Origin of the sequence: Brevibacillus dissolubilis, assembly GCF_006170445.1 — a bacterium.
In the GTDB taxonomy this organism is placed as follows: domain Bacteria; phylum Bacillota; class Bacilli; order Brevibacillales; family Brevibacillaceae; genus Brevibacillus_B; species Brevibacillus_B dissolubilis.
In genome coordinates this window covers 24,094-40,783 of the sequence record NZ_VCNA01000006.1, presented here as the reverse complement: position 1 = coordinate 40,783, position 16,690 = coordinate 24,094, and the positions used below count along the sequence as shown (strand labels likewise).

At 51.4% G+C, this 16,690-nt stretch carries 16 protein-coding genes and 2 riboswitches; of the genes, 3 read left to right on the top strand and 13 right to left on the bottom strand.

Going from position 1 to position 16,690, the window contains the following annotated elements; translation table 11 throughout:
* Positions 1-33: 33 nt before the first annotated feature.
* The 10 genes from FGI41_RS12850 to FGI41_RS12805 form a co-directional block, all read right to left on the bottom strand.
* Positions 34-1,170 carry an NADH-dependent flavin oxidoreductase gene (locus FGI41_RS12850; RefSeq protein WP_139490548.1) on the bottom strand — a complete coding sequence of 379 codons (1,137 nt, stop codon included), beginning with the start codon at positions 1,168-1,170 and terminating at the stop codon, positions 34-36.
* A 138-nt stretch (positions 1,171-1,308) separates the two neighbouring features.
* Positions 1,309-2,346 (bottom strand): LLM class flavin-dependent oxidoreductase, encoded by a 1,038-nt coding sequence (locus FGI41_RS12845; RefSeq protein ID WP_139490547.1) that lies wholly within the window; start codon positions 2,344-2,346, stop codon positions 1,309-1,311.
* Between the two features lie 138 nt (positions 2,347-2,484).
* On the bottom strand, positions 2,485-2,787 hold the full coding sequence (locus tag FGI41_RS12840; protein ID WP_139490546.1) for an ArsR/SmtB family transcription factor: 303 nt from the start codon (positions 2,785-2,787) through the stop codon (positions 2,485-2,487).
* Between the two features lie 105 nt (positions 2,788-2,892).
* Positions 2,893-3,693 carry a pirin family protein gene (locus tag FGI41_RS12835; protein ID WP_139490545.1) on the bottom strand — a complete coding sequence of 267 codons (801 nt, stop codon included), beginning with the start codon at positions 3,691-3,693 and terminating at the stop codon, positions 2,893-2,895.
* Between the two features lie 84 nt (positions 3,694-3,777).
* Positions 3,778-4,422, bottom strand: coding sequence for a nitroreductase family protein (locus tag FGI41_RS12830; RefSeq protein WP_139490544.1), 645 nt, complete (start codon positions 4,420-4,422; stop codon positions 3,778-3,780).
* A 69-nt stretch (positions 4,423-4,491) separates the two neighbouring features.
* Positions 4,492-4,893, bottom strand: coding sequence for a DoxX family protein (locus tag FGI41_RS12825; RefSeq protein ID WP_139490543.1), 402 nt, complete (start codon positions 4,891-4,893; stop codon positions 4,492-4,494).
* Positions 4,894-5,109: 216 nt separating this feature from the next.
* Positions 5,110-6,030 (bottom strand): alpha/beta hydrolase, encoded by a 921-nt coding sequence (locus FGI41_RS12820; protein ID WP_139490542.1) that lies wholly within the window; start codon positions 6,028-6,030, stop codon positions 5,110-5,112.
* Positions 6,031-6,198: 168 nt separating this feature from the next.
* Positions 6,199-6,987, bottom strand: coding sequence for an ABC transporter permease (locus FGI41_RS12815; RefSeq protein WP_139490541.1), 789 nt, complete (start codon positions 6,985-6,987; stop codon positions 6,199-6,201).
* Position 6,988: 1 nt separating this feature from the next.
* Entirely contained in the window at positions 6,989-7,762 is a 774-nt protein-coding gene (locus FGI41_RS12810; protein WP_139490540.1) for an ABC transporter permease, read from the bottom strand.
* Positions 7,752-8,732: an ABC transporter ATP-binding protein gene (locus FGI41_RS12805; RefSeq protein WP_139490539.1), complete on the bottom strand. Its 981-nt coding sequence runs from the start codon at positions 8,730-8,732 to the stop codon at positions 7,752-7,754. The genes FGI41_RS12810 and FGI41_RS12805 overlap by 11 nt, the downstream gene beginning before the upstream one ends.
* Before the next feature lie 376 nt (positions 8,733-9,108).
* Between FGI41_RS12805 and FGI41_RS12800 the strand changes: the two genes are divergently transcribed.
* Entirely contained in the window at positions 9,109-11,166 is a 2,058-nt protein-coding gene (locus FGI41_RS12800) for a zinc metalloprotease (protein ID WP_139490538.1), read from the top strand.
* 116 nt (positions 11,167-11,282) lie between these two features.
* On the opposite strand, the gene mtnA is transcribed toward FGI41_RS12800, so the two are convergent.
* Genes mtnA through FGI41_RS12785 form a run of 3 tightly spaced genes read right to left on the bottom strand, consistent with a single transcriptional unit; the run spans position 11,283 to position 14,224 of the window.
* Positions 11,283-12,323: an S-methyl-5-thioribose-1-phosphate isomerase gene (gene mtnA, locus FGI41_RS12795; protein ID WP_139490537.1), complete on the bottom strand. Its 1,041-nt coding sequence runs from the start codon at positions 12,321-12,323 to the stop codon at positions 11,283-11,285.
* A complete protein-coding gene (gene mtnK / locus FGI41_RS12790; protein WP_139490536.1) occupies positions 12,323-13,549 on the bottom strand; it encodes an S-methyl-5-thioribose kinase in 1,227 nt (408 codons plus the stop codon). The genes mtnA and mtnK overlap by 1 nt, the downstream gene beginning before the upstream one ends.
* A gap of 6 nt (positions 13,550-13,555) precedes the next feature.
* Positions 13,556-14,224 (bottom strand): DUF1722 domain-containing protein, encoded by a 669-nt coding sequence (locus tag FGI41_RS12785; protein ID WP_255298447.1) that lies wholly within the window; start codon positions 14,222-14,224, stop codon positions 13,556-13,558.
* 9 nt (positions 14,225-14,233) lie between these two features.
* Positions 14,234-14,363, bottom strand: a riboswitch (SAM riboswitch).
* A gap of 199 nt (positions 14,364-14,562) precedes the next feature.
* Positions 14,563-14,690, top strand: a riboswitch (SAM riboswitch).
* A gap of 114 nt (positions 14,691-14,804) precedes the next feature.
* Here FGI41_RS12785 and FGI41_RS12780 point away from each other — a divergent pair.
* Positions 14,805-16,019: a 2,3-diketo-5-methylthiopentyl-1-phosphate enolase gene (locus tag FGI41_RS12780; protein ID WP_139490535.1), complete on the top strand. Its 1,215-nt coding sequence runs from the start codon at positions 14,805-14,807 to the stop codon at positions 16,017-16,019.
* Entirely contained in the window at positions 16,016-16,690 is a 675-nt protein-coding gene (locus tag FGI41_RS12775) for a 2-hydroxy-3-keto-5-methylthiopentenyl-1-phosphate phosphatase (RefSeq protein WP_139490534.1), read from the top strand. The genes FGI41_RS12780 and FGI41_RS12775 overlap by 4 nt, the downstream gene beginning before the upstream one ends.

Genomic DNA, 16,690 nt, shown 5'->3' with positions numbered 1-16,690 from the left:
CGGCCAATTTCCGGAGTAAGGGTTTTTCTCTATTTACGCTTCAACCGGGAACCAGCCCGGAGCGTTCATGATCGCGTTCCACAGTGGGTCAGGAATCACCAGACGCTCTTGTGCGTCTTTTTTCAATACGGTCTCGATCTCAGACTCGCGGCCTTCGCGCACCTTTTCCACCCAGTCTGGCTCGATGACCAGTTCGCGTCCAAGTGCAACCAACGCGATACCGGATTCTTTGGCCTTGAGGGCCTCGTCTGCTGTATGAATGGAGCCTACACCGATCACAGGTACTTGATTGCCTACCCGCTCTTGGATCAGCTCGATGCGTGGGCGGTTACCGTCTGTACTTCTGCGCGCTTCCGACCAGAATTCTTGCAGGGAAACGTGGAGGTAATCCAAATCTTTGCCTGCCAGCGCATCGATCAGAACCAGTGTATCATCCATGGTAATACCAGGGGTTTCCGGTTCTTCCGGGGAGAAACGGTATCCGACGATGAATGGCTGTTTGGCATGGTCAGCTACTGCTTTTTTCACGGCGTCTACAACAGCCAGCGGGAATGCCATGCGACGCTCCAGATCTCCACCCCAACGGTCATCGCGGCGATTAGAATGCGGGGAGAAGAACTGATGGATCAGATATCCGTTGGCACCGTGGATTTCCACACCGTCAAAGCCTGCTTCAATCGCACGGCGGGTCGCTTCACCGAATGCCGTAACCAGTGCTTCTACCTCCGCGTCTTCCAATGCACGTGGCTTGCCTGTTTCGCCAAAAGCTGCGGCACGCTCTGCTTCAACCGCACTGGCACTGACGATCTCGCCATTTGGCACCAGCGCAGGCAGTGACAGGCGTCCACCATGGTGAATCTGCAGGACAGCTTTTGCCCCCTGCTCTTTAATCATGGAAGCAAGACGGGTGAGACCTTCGATATTCTCATCCCGGTCAACCGCAGGCTGTCCGTGGAATGCTTTGCCTTCTGGAGTGACATATGCGCAGGCAGTGATCACCAGACCCAGTCCTTTGATGCGGCGGGACAAGAATCTGATCTCATCATCGGAGACAGAGCCGTCTGGATTGGATAGAAAATGAGTCATCGGTGCAATCACCAGACGGTTGTCCAGTTGGATGCCACTGCGTAATGTGATTGGTTCAAATAACGGTTGGTATTTTGGATTCATAACAGATGGTTCCTCCTCATGCTTTTTCATGTGTATGAATTTACAAACTTACTTTTGGTAACAGGGATTACTATGGGGGACCTGCGAAATGCCGCCAGTAGTCCCCACCAAAGTTTTTCCCCGATCTGGTGTCCTTACTTATAGAGAACCATCCTTCCAAATATCAGCTACGATCTCATAGGAGCGGACACGGGCTGCATGGTCATACGCATCGGTCTGAATCATCAGCTCGTCTGCCTGCGTCTCGTCCAAAAACGCCTGTAATCTTGCTTTCACGGTCGCAGGGCTGCCCACGATCGAGGAGTTCAGTTGTGATGCGACAGCCACCTTCTCAAAGCCGTCCCAGAGCTCGTCCATATTTTTAACCGGTGGATTGGTTCGTGTGCTGCGTCCACGGATGATATTCAAAAACTTCTGCTCCATAGAGGAGAAGAGATAGCGGGCCTCTTCATCTGTATCCGCCGCCATCACATTGACCCCCACCATCACATACGGCTTATCCAGCACCTCTGACGGACGGAAATAATGACGGTACGTATCCAGCGCCATCAACGTATTGTTCGGCGAGAATTGACCTGCAAAAGCAAACGGCAGCCCAAGCATCCCAGCCAAGCGTGCATTGAAATCACTTGAGCCCAGCAGCCAGATCGGGATATCAAGACCTTCACCCGGAACAGCCCGCACGCGTGCACCCGGTTCTGCCGGACGCAGGAAAGCGCGCAGCTCTTCCAAAAGCTCTGGGAAATCTTCTCCTCTGTTGCTCATCTCTCGGCGCAAAGCCCGAACAGTCAGCCCGTCTGTCCCCGGAGCGCGTCCCAGCCCCAGATCAATTCGGCCCGGATAGAGTGACTCCAGCGTACCGAACTGCTCGGCGATGACTAAAGGCGCATGATTGGGCAACATAATACCACCAGAACCGACGCGGATTCTCGATGTGCCGCCAGCTACATACCCGATCACTACGGAAGTAGCCGAGCTTGCGATCCCTTCCATATTATGATGTTCAGCCAGCCAATAGCGGTTGTACCCCCACTTATCAACATGTTGGGCCAAGTCGAGCGTGTTGCGGAGTGCTTCCGCCGGAGTGCCGTCGACGCGGATCGGTGACAGGTCGAGGACGGAGAGTTGGATGTCACGGAGTTGTTTGGAATCGGTATGTTCAGCAGATGTGCTCATTTGATTCATTCCTTTTGTTGTGTAATTACGTTACGCTATATTTATATATCTGTATTTATCGATATATTGGGTGAAATATATACATGGATGACATTTCTCTCATACGTGAGAAATACAGCCATGTACGATATGACTTTATTATAGATGCTCTTTGATGAAATGAAGCAGTTCATCAAGGGTCTTTTCGTTTCTTTTGTAATATGTCCATTGCCCCTGGCGATATGCTTCCAACAAGCCGGCCCTCTGAAGCATTAAAAGGTACTGAGAAATCGTTGATTGTGATAGTCCAGCCTTCTCTTGGATGTGACTGACACACACCCCGATTTTATTACAGTCACCGCCTTCTTGTGGGGGGAAGTGTTTCTCAGGGTCTTTTAACCATTCAAGGATTTGAATCCGTGTTTCGTTCGATAGTGCTTTAAAAAGAATAATGGGGTCCATGAGATTGATTATATCGGGAAATCAGGGTATGTCAATGTCGGCAAAAAAATCCTTGGTCACTTCGGGTTGGCGATTGTATGGAATCAAGATGTCGCTATCGGCCAATTAGTTCTGTGCTTCCCGCTTTACTTTGGCTCTTAATTTTACCTGCTTGTACGAAGGATAGGGGAGAACACTTGGCACTTGGATCAGGATCAGCCGTGTATCTTGATCGGCACTTGCCTCAATACTGACCCGGCTGGATTCGCTGGCATCACATACGACAAATTCCCTCGCCTCTGCCAACCGCTTCTCCCCTTCAGATTGCCAGCTGGATTTCCCCGTGCACACCAAGCCTGCCAGTGAATATCCAGCGGGGATCTCGTGCTCATAGGTCTGTCCCGCTGAGACGGTCACATCCCACATCATGGAGTCTGCCACCAATTGAACAGGAGAGTCATTCCCAAGAATCGTTGTAACCGTACTCCCATCCTTCTTCACGAGCGGCAGCTCCTGGCTCCCGTAATCCGCATAGGTAGGAGCAGCATAACTCGCCTCGCCCATGAATGGCTCAAACCAAATCTGAAAACCAGATGTCCCCTTCTCGTATTTCTCCGAGTGCTGTACTCCGCTGCCGGTCTGCATCACCTGTAGCCCTCCAGCATGCAGGGTTCTTTCATTCCCAAGCGTATCTGAATGATCGACACGACCATCTAAGAGATAGGTAATAATCTCAAATCCACGGTGAGGGTGAGGAGGCAGATACGCATCCTCTTTTGCCGTAAACCAAGCCCAATAAAACAAAGTGCCTACACGGTCTACGGCTGACCCTTCGTCTGGAAATCCGATCGGCTTCTGTTCCACAAGTTTTCCATTGTCAAACTGGCCTGCGACCTGTTGATCAATCGGAATAATACGGATTGACATGAACCATCATCCTCTCTGTAAAAAAAGCCCGACTATCACTGTCGAGCTTACTGTTTCCTGCATGTGTATGCCTGATTCACTGACTTAAGAAGAAAACGGACCGAAATGAACAAATTCACCGACCGGCTTCCGATAGCCTCTTGGTCTGGGGCGATTCGTCTTCTCAACTCCAATGGTGATCATCATGGCAATTTGGAATCGGTCTGGAATACGCAACAAGCTTCTCATCTGTTCGGGGTCAAAACCGATCATCGGGCAAGTATCCCAGCCTTTTGCCTTGGCGATGAGCATGAACTGCATAGCGGACAAGGAGGCATTGCGGATGGCTTCCTCTTTGCGGAACTCCGGGTCTTGATAGGCGGCATAAATGTGGTCAATCGTCTCCCGATAATGAACCTCATCCATCATGCCCAAGTGCAGCATCCCTTCATAAATCCGCTCAGCATCTTTGTATGCGTCCATATCCCCCAGTACAAGGATGGCGGCAGAAGCTGTGCCTACTTTATATTGATGGTGGGCTGCTTCCTTTACTTGCAGCTTGAGCTGTGGGTCATCGACAACGAGATAATGAGCGTGTTGCAAGTTGTAAGCGGATGGAGCGAATTTAGCGAGCTCGAACAGTCCTTCAAGCTCACTCTTCGATATCTTCACATCAGGATCGAAGTTATTGGCCGATCTTCTTATTTTCACAATATCTTCTACTGAATTTGGTTTCACTTCTGAATTCATCGTGATCTCCCCCGCTTACCCTCGAATGTTTGTAAATATTTTACCTTAATATTGGAATCATAAGCAATATCAACCAAACAACCATGCATCAAGCGAAAAGGCACCTGCACCGGTTAACGCGATCCCAACAGCCACCGCGATTAGCAGCAGGTTGTACTCATATCCATTAGATGTCGCCCAATATCCATTCTGTCCGTGCACCTTCACAATTGATACCACCATCGTACCCACAATCATTGCGGCTCCCAATGGTGTCAGCAGTCCAGCCGCGAAAAGCAGTCCACCCACCAATTCAGCCAACCCCGCCATGATCGCCATCTGGACGCCTGGCTTCATCCCAATCGATTCCATCCAAGCCCCTGTACCTTTGGGACCATATCCTCCAAACCATCCAAACAATTTTTGCGCACCATGTCCCATGAAGCTTAACCCTACTACCAAACGAATAAGTAACAAACCTAGACTCATCATGATTTCATTCTCCTTTTACCTAATTATATTTACTTACTTTTTGTAATTAACTTCATGAAAGTATAATACCTCTCTACACTTACTTTTGTCAAGTGACTATCAAAAAGTTTCTGAACACACAAAAAAAGAGACCCCACCGTTGCCACGATAAGGTCTCCATAATGGCTCTGAAAGCCACATATCCCTGATAGCCATCTTCAACAGTTGGGCTTATGATCAACATTCTACTCCCACAGCCCACTTTTTCCGGATGAACTCCCCAATCTCATCAATCGCCTCTTGCCCCTCTCTGACCAGCGGAGCAAAGGCCTGAAACACATGCCACATGCCTTCCCACACCTTCAACGTCACATCTACTCCATCTGCCTGTGCCCGGTCTACCAGCCGCACGGCATCATCATACAGAATCTCATCCGTCCCGACATGTACCAGAAGCGGGGGCATCCCGTGCAGGTCGGCAAAAATCGGGGAGACATGCGGATGCTTCGGATCTGCATCGCCCAGGTACAGCTTGGGAGCCACTGTCATTGCCTCAGACGCCAGCCATGGATCGATCTCTTTGCGTGTGACAATCGATTCTCCAGACGCGGTCATATCCGTCCACGGTGACAAAAGAACGGCCGCCGCAGGCAACGGCTCCTGATTGTCACGCAGCACCTGCAGCAAAGCCATCGTCAGCCCGCCTCCAGCCGAATCACCAGCTACCACCATGTTTTTCGGATCGACACCCGTCTCAAGCAGGGCCCGATACACCGCAACCGCATCGTCGACAGCCGCGGGATACGGATGCTTCGGAGCCAGACGGTACTCGATCACCAGCACTCTGCTCTCCGATGCACGGGAGATTCGTGATGCCAATTCCCGGTGTGAGGCACAGCTCCCCCGGACATAACCGCCCCCGTGAAGGTACAGGATGGTACGGTCTGCTTTGATAGTAGGAGCTGACACCCACTCTCCGTAGATTCCGCCAATCGTCGTCTTCTCTACTTGGATGTCGGGAGCAAGCGGAAACGCTCCCTGCTCAGAAGCAAAGCCCTGTGTCTGCACGTAAGGCTCTTTGGAGGTGGCCAGAGCGGTCAAAGAAGCTTTTTGCTGGTTTAATAGATGGCGAATCGCGTGGTAGTTAGTGGCTGTCATCGGTTTCGTCTCCCCTCGTGTGAATCATATAGGCGCTCTTGATATAGATATCACGCGTAGTGTTTCCTATTTTCTCAAGTATATGAAAAAAACACCTCCACAACAATCGGAGGTGTCAGCGTTGATAGAGCCGTCATGAGGAGCAGATCGGCATATGTTACAAGGTTGTTAGCTGCTGGCACTCGTATAGGACCGTAGCGCAAAGCGCCAGAATCGGCGGGACAGCCATAAGAAAACCCCTGCCACGACGAGCGAGACCAGTGTCGTCACACCGTTCCATTGCCCCAGCAAAGCCGCAGCAGGCGTACTCGTGATGAATGCCGCTGGCAGCACATAGGTCAGCACAATCCTAAGCCAGCCTTGATACATCGTGATCGGAAAGCGTGTCGTCTCAAAGAACGAGTTAAACACAAACGACAGATCGTCCATCCGAATCACCCAGAAAGCCGTGGTCATCAAGAGCATCCATAGCGCGTAGATCAAGACGATGGACGAGAACATACTCACGACAAACATCAGAAAATCGGACAGCGACGGAATATATTGCTTTTGCATCAGACCATATACAATCAGCCCGCCGCCAAGCACCACATCGATCAGCCGCCAGAAGACCAGATGACGGAAGCTGACGTAAAACATGCTGTCCACCGGCTTCGTCAGCACATAATCCAGCGTCCCCCGCCGAATATGCTGCAACAGCCGCGACATATTAGGACGCAGAGCAAAATCGATCAATCCCTGCAAAAAGTTAAAAATCCCAAGCAAAATAATAACATCCTCATACACCCAGCCACCCAGCTGGTCGGTCTGATAGAAAAAGATCTGGATCGTCAGAATCGCAATCCCGATCCCAAATACGCTCGACAGCAGGTTTCCGATGAATTCACTGCGGTACTCCAGCTCCTCCACCAGACAGGTACGGAAAAACTCGCGAAAAATCCTCCAATGCCTCTGCATGTTATCCCCCCACCGCCTGGTTCTTTTTCAATCCAGCTCTCCACAACAAGCCCAATACCATCAAAAGCAGGCTGACCCAGACTGCCGAGCCCAGAAAGCCGAATCCCACCGCCTCACCTGTCACAGCACCTGTCGCGATCTCGACCGGAAACCCGATCATATAGCGGAACGGCAGATACAGACTGATCTCCTGCATCACCGGAGGCAGCAGGGACAATGGCGCAATCCGTCCCGAGAAAAACAGGGAGACTGCTTCAAACACGCCGTAAATCGCCGAGACCTTGGTCACCCAGAAGCCCAGCAACCCACAGGTGTAGCTGAACAAAAACCGGATCGCCGCTCCGAGCAGGATCGCCACAACAAACATCCCCCACTGCGCCCAATCCATATGCGGCTGTAGCGCCGGTACAAAAAACGCCACGATGATCCAGATCGGCAAAAGCACGGCGAGAAACAACCCTTTATAGATGATATTCTCCGCAATCGCCCAGTGGATCGGATGCATCGGTCTGACGATATGATAGGAAAACGTCCCTTCCCGAATCTCCCGGTCCAGCTCCCACACATCCCACGCACTGGTCATCCGCTCCACCAGAATCAGCAGGGTGAAGTAGAGGACGAACGAATCGGACTCTTGCGGATAGATGTTCATCCACACAATCATCGTGATCAGCGGTTGGATCATCGCCCCCACCACCCATACGATGGTAGCCAATTGGTAGGCGAACATCTCTACATATTTCATCCGGAGCAGCACCATATATTTACGAAACATGGGATTCCTCCTGAAAAGCAAGCGTGATGACTTCCTCCATCGGCGGGTCTTGGATGTTGAGGTCATGCACCTCGAAGTTCTGCAAAAACTTGGCGGAGACTTCTGGAATGCGGTCACGCTGTACGCGCAGTATGATTTTGCCCTCGTCAATCTCGACGACCTCGCCGTATTCGTCCCACGACATCTGTGGCACTGTCGGGATGCGGACTTCGAGCAGCTTGTACGGGGTTAGTTTCTCCGCCAACACCTGCAAGCCGCCATCGTACAGCAGCTTCCCGTGGTTGATGATGATCACCCGGTCACACAGCGCCGCTACATCGCCCATATAATGCGAGGTCAAAAGAATCGTGGTCTTGTGCTCCCGGTTGTATTTGGCGATGAACTGACGTACCTTTTCCTGCGTATGTACGTCCAGACCGATCGTCGGCTCGTCCAAGAACAAGACCTTGGGCCGGTGCAATAATGCCGCCGCCAGCTCACACTTCATCCGCTGCCCCAGCGACAGATTCCGTGTCGGTCTGGTCAAGAGGGGTTCGAGCTCAAGCAACTCGGTCAATTCGTCCAAGGTATGACGGAATACTGAATCGTCTATCTCATAGATCGCTTTATTAACGAGAAAGGTCTCCATCGGCGGAATATCCCAGATCAGCTGGCTTTTCTGCCCCATGACCAAGCTCATCATTTTCTTGAAGTCTGCCTTTTGTTCAAAAGGAACATAGCCACCGACCTTGATCTCTCCGGACGTGGGATGCAGCAGACCAGCCAGCATTTTCATCGTGGTGGTTTTTCCTGCACCATTGGGGCCGAGGAAGCCGACGATCTCGCCGGGTTGGATAGAGAAGGAGACGTCTTTGACGGCTTCGACGACTTTATACTCCCGTTTAAACAGACTGCGGACAGCATCTGCCCAGCCAGCCTGTCGGACGTGGACTTGGAAATGTTTATTGAGGTGGTTCACTTGGATTGACATGGTTACCTCCGCTGCCTAATGATTCTTTGTATTTATATGTTACACCCTCCGGATATCCCTCAGTCAAATAAAAGGTGCACTTCACGTGTCGGACTACTCAGCCTCACCCTGATCTGCGGTTTAACTCCATCCGTATCGCCGAAGAAAAAGCAGCTACACCGTATATACCACACCTGTTAACTAATTCCTACAGCTAAACAAGTAAGCATGATAAAGCTGGTACTCCTCAACCGAAAGGATTACCGGCTTTTTGCTTTTCGCGGGATAGCGTGCATGTAAGAAAAATACAACCATTCCAAATATTATATGTATATCATTTACACAAAATAATAAAATTACCAAAAGGAGTATCACAAACGAATATGGAGGAAAGGCAATGGTCAGACAACCAAGAGAAGAGCAAGAGCCATCCCAGTTTGATATATGCGGTACGATGCAACAGCACTGGCGCTTTGTCCGAACAGACCCTGAGTATCGCTGGCGAGCCCGTCAGTTGGAAAGCGAGATTCAGGATTGGATGAACAGGTACGAAAGTGATGGACTGCGCACAGGGATTATTCGAATACCTGTAGTTGTACACGTCATCTACAATAACGATGCACAAAACATCTCCGACGAACAAATCCGTAGCCAAATCCCAGTGATCAATCAGGACTTCCGTCGCATGAATGCAGATGCCGCATCAACACCAGCTCGATTTGCAGGTGTCGCTGCTGACGCCCGTATCGAATTCGCTCTGGCCGTACGTGACCCAGACTGTAATCCCACTACTGGTATCACTAGAACTCGTACCGATGTTGAAAGCTGGCCGGGAAATAGCAATGGAATGAAAGATGCTGACACCGGTGGTCACGACCCGTGGGATGTCACTAAATATCTCAACATATGGGTTGTAAATTTTGCGGACGACGTAATCGGCTCCGGAACATACCCCAGCTTCCCGGCAAACATTCAGGGCGTAGTCATCCACTATCGAGCCTTCGGAACGATTGGAGATCTGGATCTAAGGTACAACCGTGGACGTAGCTTGACTCATGAAATCGGGCATTATCTTGATTTATTACACATCTGGGGTGATGATGGCGGTGCCTGCACCGGGTCTGACAATGTAGAAGACACTCCTAATCAGGCAAATCGGAATATCGATTGTCCACAATTTCCGATCATATCTTGCTCAAACGAACCAAACGGCGATATGTTCATGAATTACATGGACTATACCTGGGACACATGCAAGAACCTCTTTACTGCCGGGCAAGTCGCACGTATGACCGCTGCGTTGCATGTAGCCCGTGCCACGCTCCTCGGCTCTGACGGCCTGGTACCCGTCAGTGAGGGGCTACAACCAGATCTATGGATGAAAGACGCAGTCGACGACACTGGTGAAGAACCTGACCCCTCTGCGCTGCCGATGTACATTAGTGATGATATCTGGGTACGAAGAACTCAAGATGGTCTCATGAATCAAGATCACGAAAATCCAGTATTTCGCCCATCTGGATCGCCTAATTATGTATATGTACGGGTACGCAACCGTGGATGCAGCGGCAGCAGGACCGAATCTGGAACACTCAGACTCTACTGGGCGAAAGCATCGACAGGATTGTCATGGCCTGCCCCGTGGGACGGAAGCGTCACCACTCCCGCACTGATGGGCGGCCTAATTGGCTCCCAGAGCGTATCTGTCGCTGGTGGAGAGGACGAAATCTATTTCTTCCCTTGGTCGCCGCCCAATCCTGCCGATTATGCCAGTCTGGGAGCCGAAGAAGCGCATTTCTGCCTGCTCGCACGCATTGAGACCACGTCCACACCACCGTTTGGCATGACATTCCCTGAAACGAGCAACCTCTACGCCAACGTGCAGAACAACAACAATATTGTATGGAAAAACATCTCCATAGTCGAAGATGTGCCCGGATCAGGAAGACAGGGAGTCTTTATCATGGCGAATTACACCAACGAACCAAGGTTGTACTCCCTGATGTTCCGAACTCCCAAAGACGGAGAACTGCCGATTTTTGACTGGGGCAAAGTGTTTGTTACACTTCCACCCGAACTGGTTGAGAAGTGGAAAGATGATGGCGACTTCTGCATGGGCGTTCGTCAAGTGGACTGCAATACCTTCCAGATCCTGAAGTCCGGTGCCGGGTTCGGTAAATTCAGACTCGAACCAAATGAATTGCATACGATAAAAGTTCAATTTGTTCCTGCACAAAAATACATTCTGAGTGCTCGCGTGTTCGCACTCGATGCTGTGCAAAGAGGCAGGAGTTCCGAAGTGATTGGTGGTGTGCGTTTTCTCATCAAGAATCCGCCAGACACCCGGTTTATCGTGAAGGATACGGCCACTCATTGCTTTGACGGTGTCAGCTGGGTTCCCTGCAAACACCATCGCAAAGACCATGGATGTTCGAGTTGTTGCCATGATGATTGATGACTGCCGAAAGACGGTATTCCTGAGCAGAGGAAGACCCATTAGCTAAAAAATTCCCCTAAGCGGAACGGTGCAGATTGAATTCTGCGCCAGTTCACTTAGGGGATTTTTCATTTCTACTTCTGAATATCCTTAATCTCTTCCGGTTTAAAAATCCCCTTCTCCGTCACAATCGCGGTGATATACTTCGCCGGAGTAACGTCGAACGCCGGGTTGTACACCTGGATGTTATCCGGTGCCACCTGCTTGCCAAGACCGTGCGTGATCTCTTCAGCTGGACGCTCTTCAATCGGGATATCAGCGCCTGTCGGAGTCTCCAGGTCAATCGAAGACAACGGAGCAGCCACATAGAACGGAATGCCGTGGGCCTGAGCCAACACCGCTACGCCATAGGTACCGATTTTATTGGCTACGTCACCGTTGGCCGCTACGCGGTCTGTACCGACGATGACGGCTTGAACTTTTTTCTGTGCCATGACGACTGCTGCCATGTTGTCGCAGATGAGGGTCACGTCGATACCTGCCTGTTGCAGCTCGTAGGCAGTCAGGCGTGCACCTTGGAGTACCGGGCGGGTTTCGTCTGCGAAGACTTTGAGGTCCCAGCCACGTTCTTTTGCCAGATAAAAAGGAGCGGTCGCGGTACCGTACGCTGCTGTCGCGAGTGCGCCCGGATTGCAGTGGGTCAATACACCCATGCCGTCTTGGAGCAGGGTCAGCGCGTATTCGCCGATAGTGCGGCAGACACGCTCGTCTTCGGCTTGAATTTCGATTGCTTCATCTAATACAGCCTGTTTGATCTCGCTGATCGGCTTCGCCGCTTCGAGCTGGACGCGGCCTTTGATCCGGTCGATGGCCCAGAAGAGGTTGACCGCGGTTGGGCGGGAAGTGGCGAGATAGCTTGCTTTCTCTTCGACTTGCGCCCAGAACGCGTCGAAGTCGGTTGCTTCAATCTCACGGATGCCGAGATAGAGTCCGTATGCGGCAGCCATTCCGATTGCCGGCGCGCCGCGCACTTGCAGATGGCGGATGGCCGCCCATACCTCTTCGATTTTGGTCAGGTCCAGATAAAGCGTCTGGGTCGGGAGGAGCGTCTGGTCGAGCAGAAGCAGACGGTCTTCCTCCCATTTCACTGGTGCTAGTGTGGTTGTTGCTGTCATTAGCGGGCTACCCCCTGTGTAAGCGTCAAAGTAACTTGGCGGACAAGCGCGGTGATATCGCTTGCTTCCTTGATATTTTTCCGTTCGAGAATGAGTGCTTCCCCGATGGCGAGGGACAGACGTTCTGCCTCAGCGCGTACTTCGTCGTTCTCAATCGTGTTGAGGTCTGCGACACCAGCCAGACCGATCACACGGCGAAGGGTTTTGCAGCCAGCGTAGCCGACAGAGTCTTGCAGAACTTGACTTACATAGTCTTGCCAGAAACCTTCTACATGTGCCGTGCGTTCTTTGGCATGCTTGTGCCAGAGAGAGACGAATTGGGAGACGAACTCATTCCAGACGTTTTCAACGGTATCGAGCAGATATTCGCGGTTGGATTCACGTTTTCCTTCGTCAGAAGTAAGGCCCAGCTGTGCTGCATAGTTGAGGATCAGGTTGGCAAATACGGCACCGATATCAAAGCCGAGTGGGCCATAGTAAGCAAATTCAGGGTCAATCACCTTGGTGCTAGTTTCGGTAACGAAGATGCTTCCGGTGTGCAGATCGCCGTGGAGCAACGCTTCCGCGCGGGTCAGGAAGCCGTATTTGAGGTGGGCGATTTCACGCTTCAGCTCTTTATTGTTCCAGATCGCTTCTACCTGCGGGCGGATCAGTGGGTTGAAGTTGTTGGTCTCGTGATCTTCATATGGATCAGTAAAGACGAGATCTTCAGTAATTTTGCAAAGTTCTGGATTGGTGAATTTTGCGACATTTGCTTTTTTCTCATACGGATCAAGCGCGATGTCAGAGGTGAAGAACAGCGTGTTTGCCAAGAAACGGCCAATGTGCTTGGCAAAATACGGGTAGCGGTTGCCTTCGATCAGGCCACGGCGCATGATCACGTGATCGCTCAGGTCTTCCATGACGGTCAGCGCGAGCTCTGCATCCCAGTGGTACACTTCTGGCACGAGGTCTTCTACCAGCTTGCGTTGGAGGAGCAGTGCTTCGCTTTCGATGCGGGCACGGTCGAGGGTCAACGGCCAAGACTCGCCTACGACGCGGGCATATGGTAGCGCTTGCTTTACAATCACGCTTTTGCCTGTTGCCTGCTCACTGATATGGAAAACGAGGTTGAGGTTACCATCGCCGATCTCATGGCTGGACAGCTCTGCCCCTTCGCTGAAGAGACCTGGGAGATTGCGTACGTATTCGACTGCTTCTTGTTCAGATAAAGCGCGGTATGTCATATGTGATTATTCCCCTTTCGTTAATCGGTCGTAAATGTCTAGTGGATTGGTCAGATCATCTATTTGGGCGAACAGGCGGTAGTCGACCAGCTTGTTCAGTTTATAGTCGTCGATATCAGCGCGTACTTCTTCAGGGGTCAAGACGTCCCATTCCCCTGCGCGGTGGCGGATGAAGTATTCCTTGCCGCGCTGCTTGATCCAGGCATGGCTCACAGGTGCATCAGGTGCGAACAGGCGGGATCTTTGCAGATATTCATCCCCATGCTCCATCCCAAGGACGAACAGCATGCGATGGGCCTCTTGTCTGCTGGTGGCGAGGAACAGATGCCAGACGCCGCTTTCCTCCTGTGACACCTCACCACGGAGATGTCCAAACGCATGCGAAAGCGCGTTGCGGGCGTTATCCTCATCGATGCTTGCGGCCTTCACCTGTTCTAGCTTGTTGATCAGCGCGGTCGCGAATTCCGTCCAGTCACGGCTTTTGGTTTCTTTAGTCAGCTTGAGCTGTTCCTTGAAATCTTGGGCAATTTCTTTATAGAGGCGATAAGAGATCATCATGACGTAGTACTTGTGCTCCGCCCAGATCTGCTCACAGTATGCTTTGCTCAAAGAAGTGAAAAAAGACCTCTTTTCCGAAGAAAAGAGGTCGTTGTTGTCTGCATAGGTCATTAGCATATACGCTCCTCCTTATCTACCAGAATTTTTCTTCTGCAGGAATTAGCACCGTGCACATGAAATGACTCCCTGTTATAGGTTTCATGTGTCGGTTGCTGGGTATCATAGGGCCAGTCCCTCCACCGTCTCTGGATAAGGTATTATCCGTATGAAGTTGTTGAGCATCTGGCTTTACCAGTCTGCACGTGAAACGCTAAGTTGAATCTTACACAGAGGCCGAAGTTCTGTCAATGATTTTTTTATTCTGAAAATATCTTGACGAACTCTAGAAAAAAAATTATTATTGGTCTGTTACATCTGGAAATTGAATTGAAAACTTCATGTTATGATTTCGTACACTCTTATGTAGAGATGGCTGAGGGACTGGCCCTATGAAGCCCGGCAACCGGCGCGCAAGCGAAACGGTGCTAAATCCTGCAGAACCCACAAGGGCATGCTATACCGAATGGATTCTGGGAGATGAGAGGAGACGTGTGTATTGTATAGCCGCCTCCTGTTCCCACGGGAGGCTTTTTTTATTTGATTTTTGGACGGCTTGCCGCGACCGTACGCAAGCTGTTAAGGAGGTTTCTTATACAAGATGAGTCAAGATCGCATTCTCGTAACCTACTTGACCCAAGCGAAAGACTTGGAGAAAAAAGCACAGGGCATCGCAGTCGGCATGACCGTCGGCTCTTGGACCGACCTGCCTGCAGTGAAGCAGGAAGAGCTTCGTGCCTATCTCGGCGAAGCGGCAGGCGTCGAAGTGCTGGAGACGCTCGCAGACGGCATACAGCGCGGCCTCGTGACCGTAAGCTATCCGACCGGCAACTTTACCAATGATATTCCTTCTCTCTTAACAGGGATTTTCGGCAAACTCTCGATGGACGGCAAAATCAAGCTGGTCGACATCCAGTTCCCTGATTCTTTTACCGCTGGCTTCCCTGGGCCAAAATTCGGTCTGGCAGGCGTGCGTGAACTGATTGGTGTCCATGACCGTCCGCTGTTGATGAGTATTTTCAAATCTTGTCTGGGTCTTCCTTTTGAAGATCTGAAGACACAGTTCCGCGCACAGGCTATCGGTGGCGTCGATCTGGTCAAGGATGACGAGATTTTCTTCGTGGATGATAAGGCCCCATTCATCGAGCGGATCAAAGCATTCCGTGCGATTGCCGATGAGACTGCCCAACAGACAGGTAAACCAGTGCTGTACGCAGCCAACCTGACTGGACCTTCCACTGAATTGATCGAAAAAGCAAAACGTGCCGTCGACGCTGGTGCTCAATGCCTGCTGTTCAACGTATTGGCTTATAGCTTCGATGTGCTGCACCGTCTCGCTGCTGATCCTGATGTCAACGTACCGATCATGGCGCATCCTGCACTTGCAGGCGCTCTGTATCCGTCACCTGACTACGGCATCTCGACTCCGCTTCTGCTCGGTAAGCTGATGCGTCTTGCAGGTGCAGACCTCGTGCTCTTCCCGTCTCCATACGGCAACGTCGCCCTGGACAAAGGCGAGGCACTCAAGCTGGCGGCTGATCTGACTGCTCCACTTGCTTCCATCAAGACCGCATTCCCTGTACCATCCGCTGGCATCCATCCGGGTCTGGTACCACAGCTCTATGCTGACTTCGGTCTGGATCAGATCGTCAACGCAGGCGGCGGTATCCACGGTCATCCGGGCGGTGCAGCGGCAGGTGCGCAGGCGTTCCGCGCGGCCATCGATGCAGTGGTAGCCGGCAAATCGCTTGATGATGCGGCTATTGAGTCCGAAGTGCTGGCTCAAGCTCTGGCGAAATGGGGCGGCGCAAAGTGAGTAAACAACTCGTCCTATTCTGCGACTTCGACGGAACCATCACCGAAAAAGACAACATCGTCGCGATCATGAAACGCTTCGCACCGGACGGCTGGCAAGAGATCACCGAACAGATCTTAAGCCAAAAGATCGGCATCCAAGAAGGGGTCGGCAAGCTGTTCGCCATGCTTCCTACTTCATTAAAGCAAGACATCATCGACTTCGTAGTTAATGAAGCGAAGATTCGTCCGGGCTTTGGGGAGTTTGTGCAGTTCTGTGAGGAAGCAGGGATCAAGCTGTTGATCACCAGCGGCGGTATCGACTTTTTCGTCTATCCGTATCTGGCCCCTTACAATCTCAACGAAATCTATTGCAACGCAAGTGACTTCTCCGGTGAGAACATCCTGATCACCTGGCCGAATTCCTGCGATGACGAATGCTCCAATAAAGGTAACTGCGGCATGTGCAAAACCAAGGTCATCCGCCAATATGACCCAAAGCAATACTACCGCGTCGTGATCGGCGACAGCATCACCGACCTCGCGGGAGCCAAAATCGCCGACTTCGTAATCGCCCGCTCCCTGCTGGTGGAAAAATGCGAAGAGCTCGGCCTGCCATACCAGCCTTTTACCACCTTCTATGATGTCATCGATACACTCAAAACCTTACAAGCACAGCAGGAGGAGAAATAA

Coding starts and splice junctions, on each gene's coding strand:
- FGI41_RS12850 (WP_139490548.1), bottom strand. CDS start 1,170: ATGAATCCAAAATACCAACCGTTATTTGAACCAATCACATTACGCAGT.
- FGI41_RS12845 (WP_139490547.1), bottom strand. CDS start 2,346: ATGAGCACATCTGCTGAACATACCGATTCCAAACAACTCCGTGACATC.
- FGI41_RS12840 (WP_139490546.1), bottom strand. CDS start 2,787: ATGGACCCCATTATTCTTTTTAAAGCACTATCGAACGAAACACGGATT.
- FGI41_RS12835 (WP_139490545.1), bottom strand. CDS start 3,693: ATGTCAATCCGTATTATTCCGATTGATCAACAGGTCGCAGGCCAGTTT.
- FGI41_RS12830 (WP_139490544.1), bottom strand. CDS start 4,422: ATGAATTCAGAAGTGAAACCAAATTCAGTAGAAGATATTGTGAAAATA.
- FGI41_RS12825 (WP_139490543.1), bottom strand. CDS start 4,893: ATGATGAGTCTAGGTTTGTTACTTATTCGTTTGGTAGTAGGGTTAAGC.
- FGI41_RS12820 (WP_139490542.1), bottom strand. CDS start 6,030: ATGACAGCCACTAACTACCACGCGATTCGCCATCTATTAAACCAGCAA.
- FGI41_RS12815 (WP_139490541.1), bottom strand. CDS start 6,987: ATGCAGAGGCATTGGAGGATTTTTCGCGAGTTTTTCCGTACCTGTCTG.
- FGI41_RS12810 (WP_139490540.1), bottom strand. CDS start 7,762: ATGTTTCGTAAATATATGGTGCTGCTCCGGATGAAATATGTAGAGATG.
- FGI41_RS12805 (WP_139490539.1), bottom strand. CDS start 8,732: ATGTCAATCCAAGTGAACCACCTCAATAAACATTTCCAAGTCCACGTC.
- FGI41_RS12800 (WP_139490538.1), top strand. CDS start 9,109: ATGGTCAGACAACCAAGAGAAGAGCAAGAGCCATCCCAGTTTGATATA.
- mtnA (WP_139490537.1), bottom strand. CDS start 12,323: ATGACAGCAACAACCACACTAGCACCAGTGAAATGGGAGGAAGACCGT.
- mtnK (WP_139490536.1), bottom strand. CDS start 13,549: ATGACATACCGCGCTTTATCTGAACAAGAAGCAGTCGAATACGTACGC.
- FGI41_RS12785 (WP_255298447.1), bottom strand. CDS start 14,224: ATGCTAATGACCTATGCAGACAACAACGACCTCTTTTCTTCGGAAAAG.
- FGI41_RS12780 (WP_139490535.1), top strand. CDS start 14,805: ATGAGTCAAGATCGCATTCTCGTAACCTACTTGACCCAAGCGAAAGAC.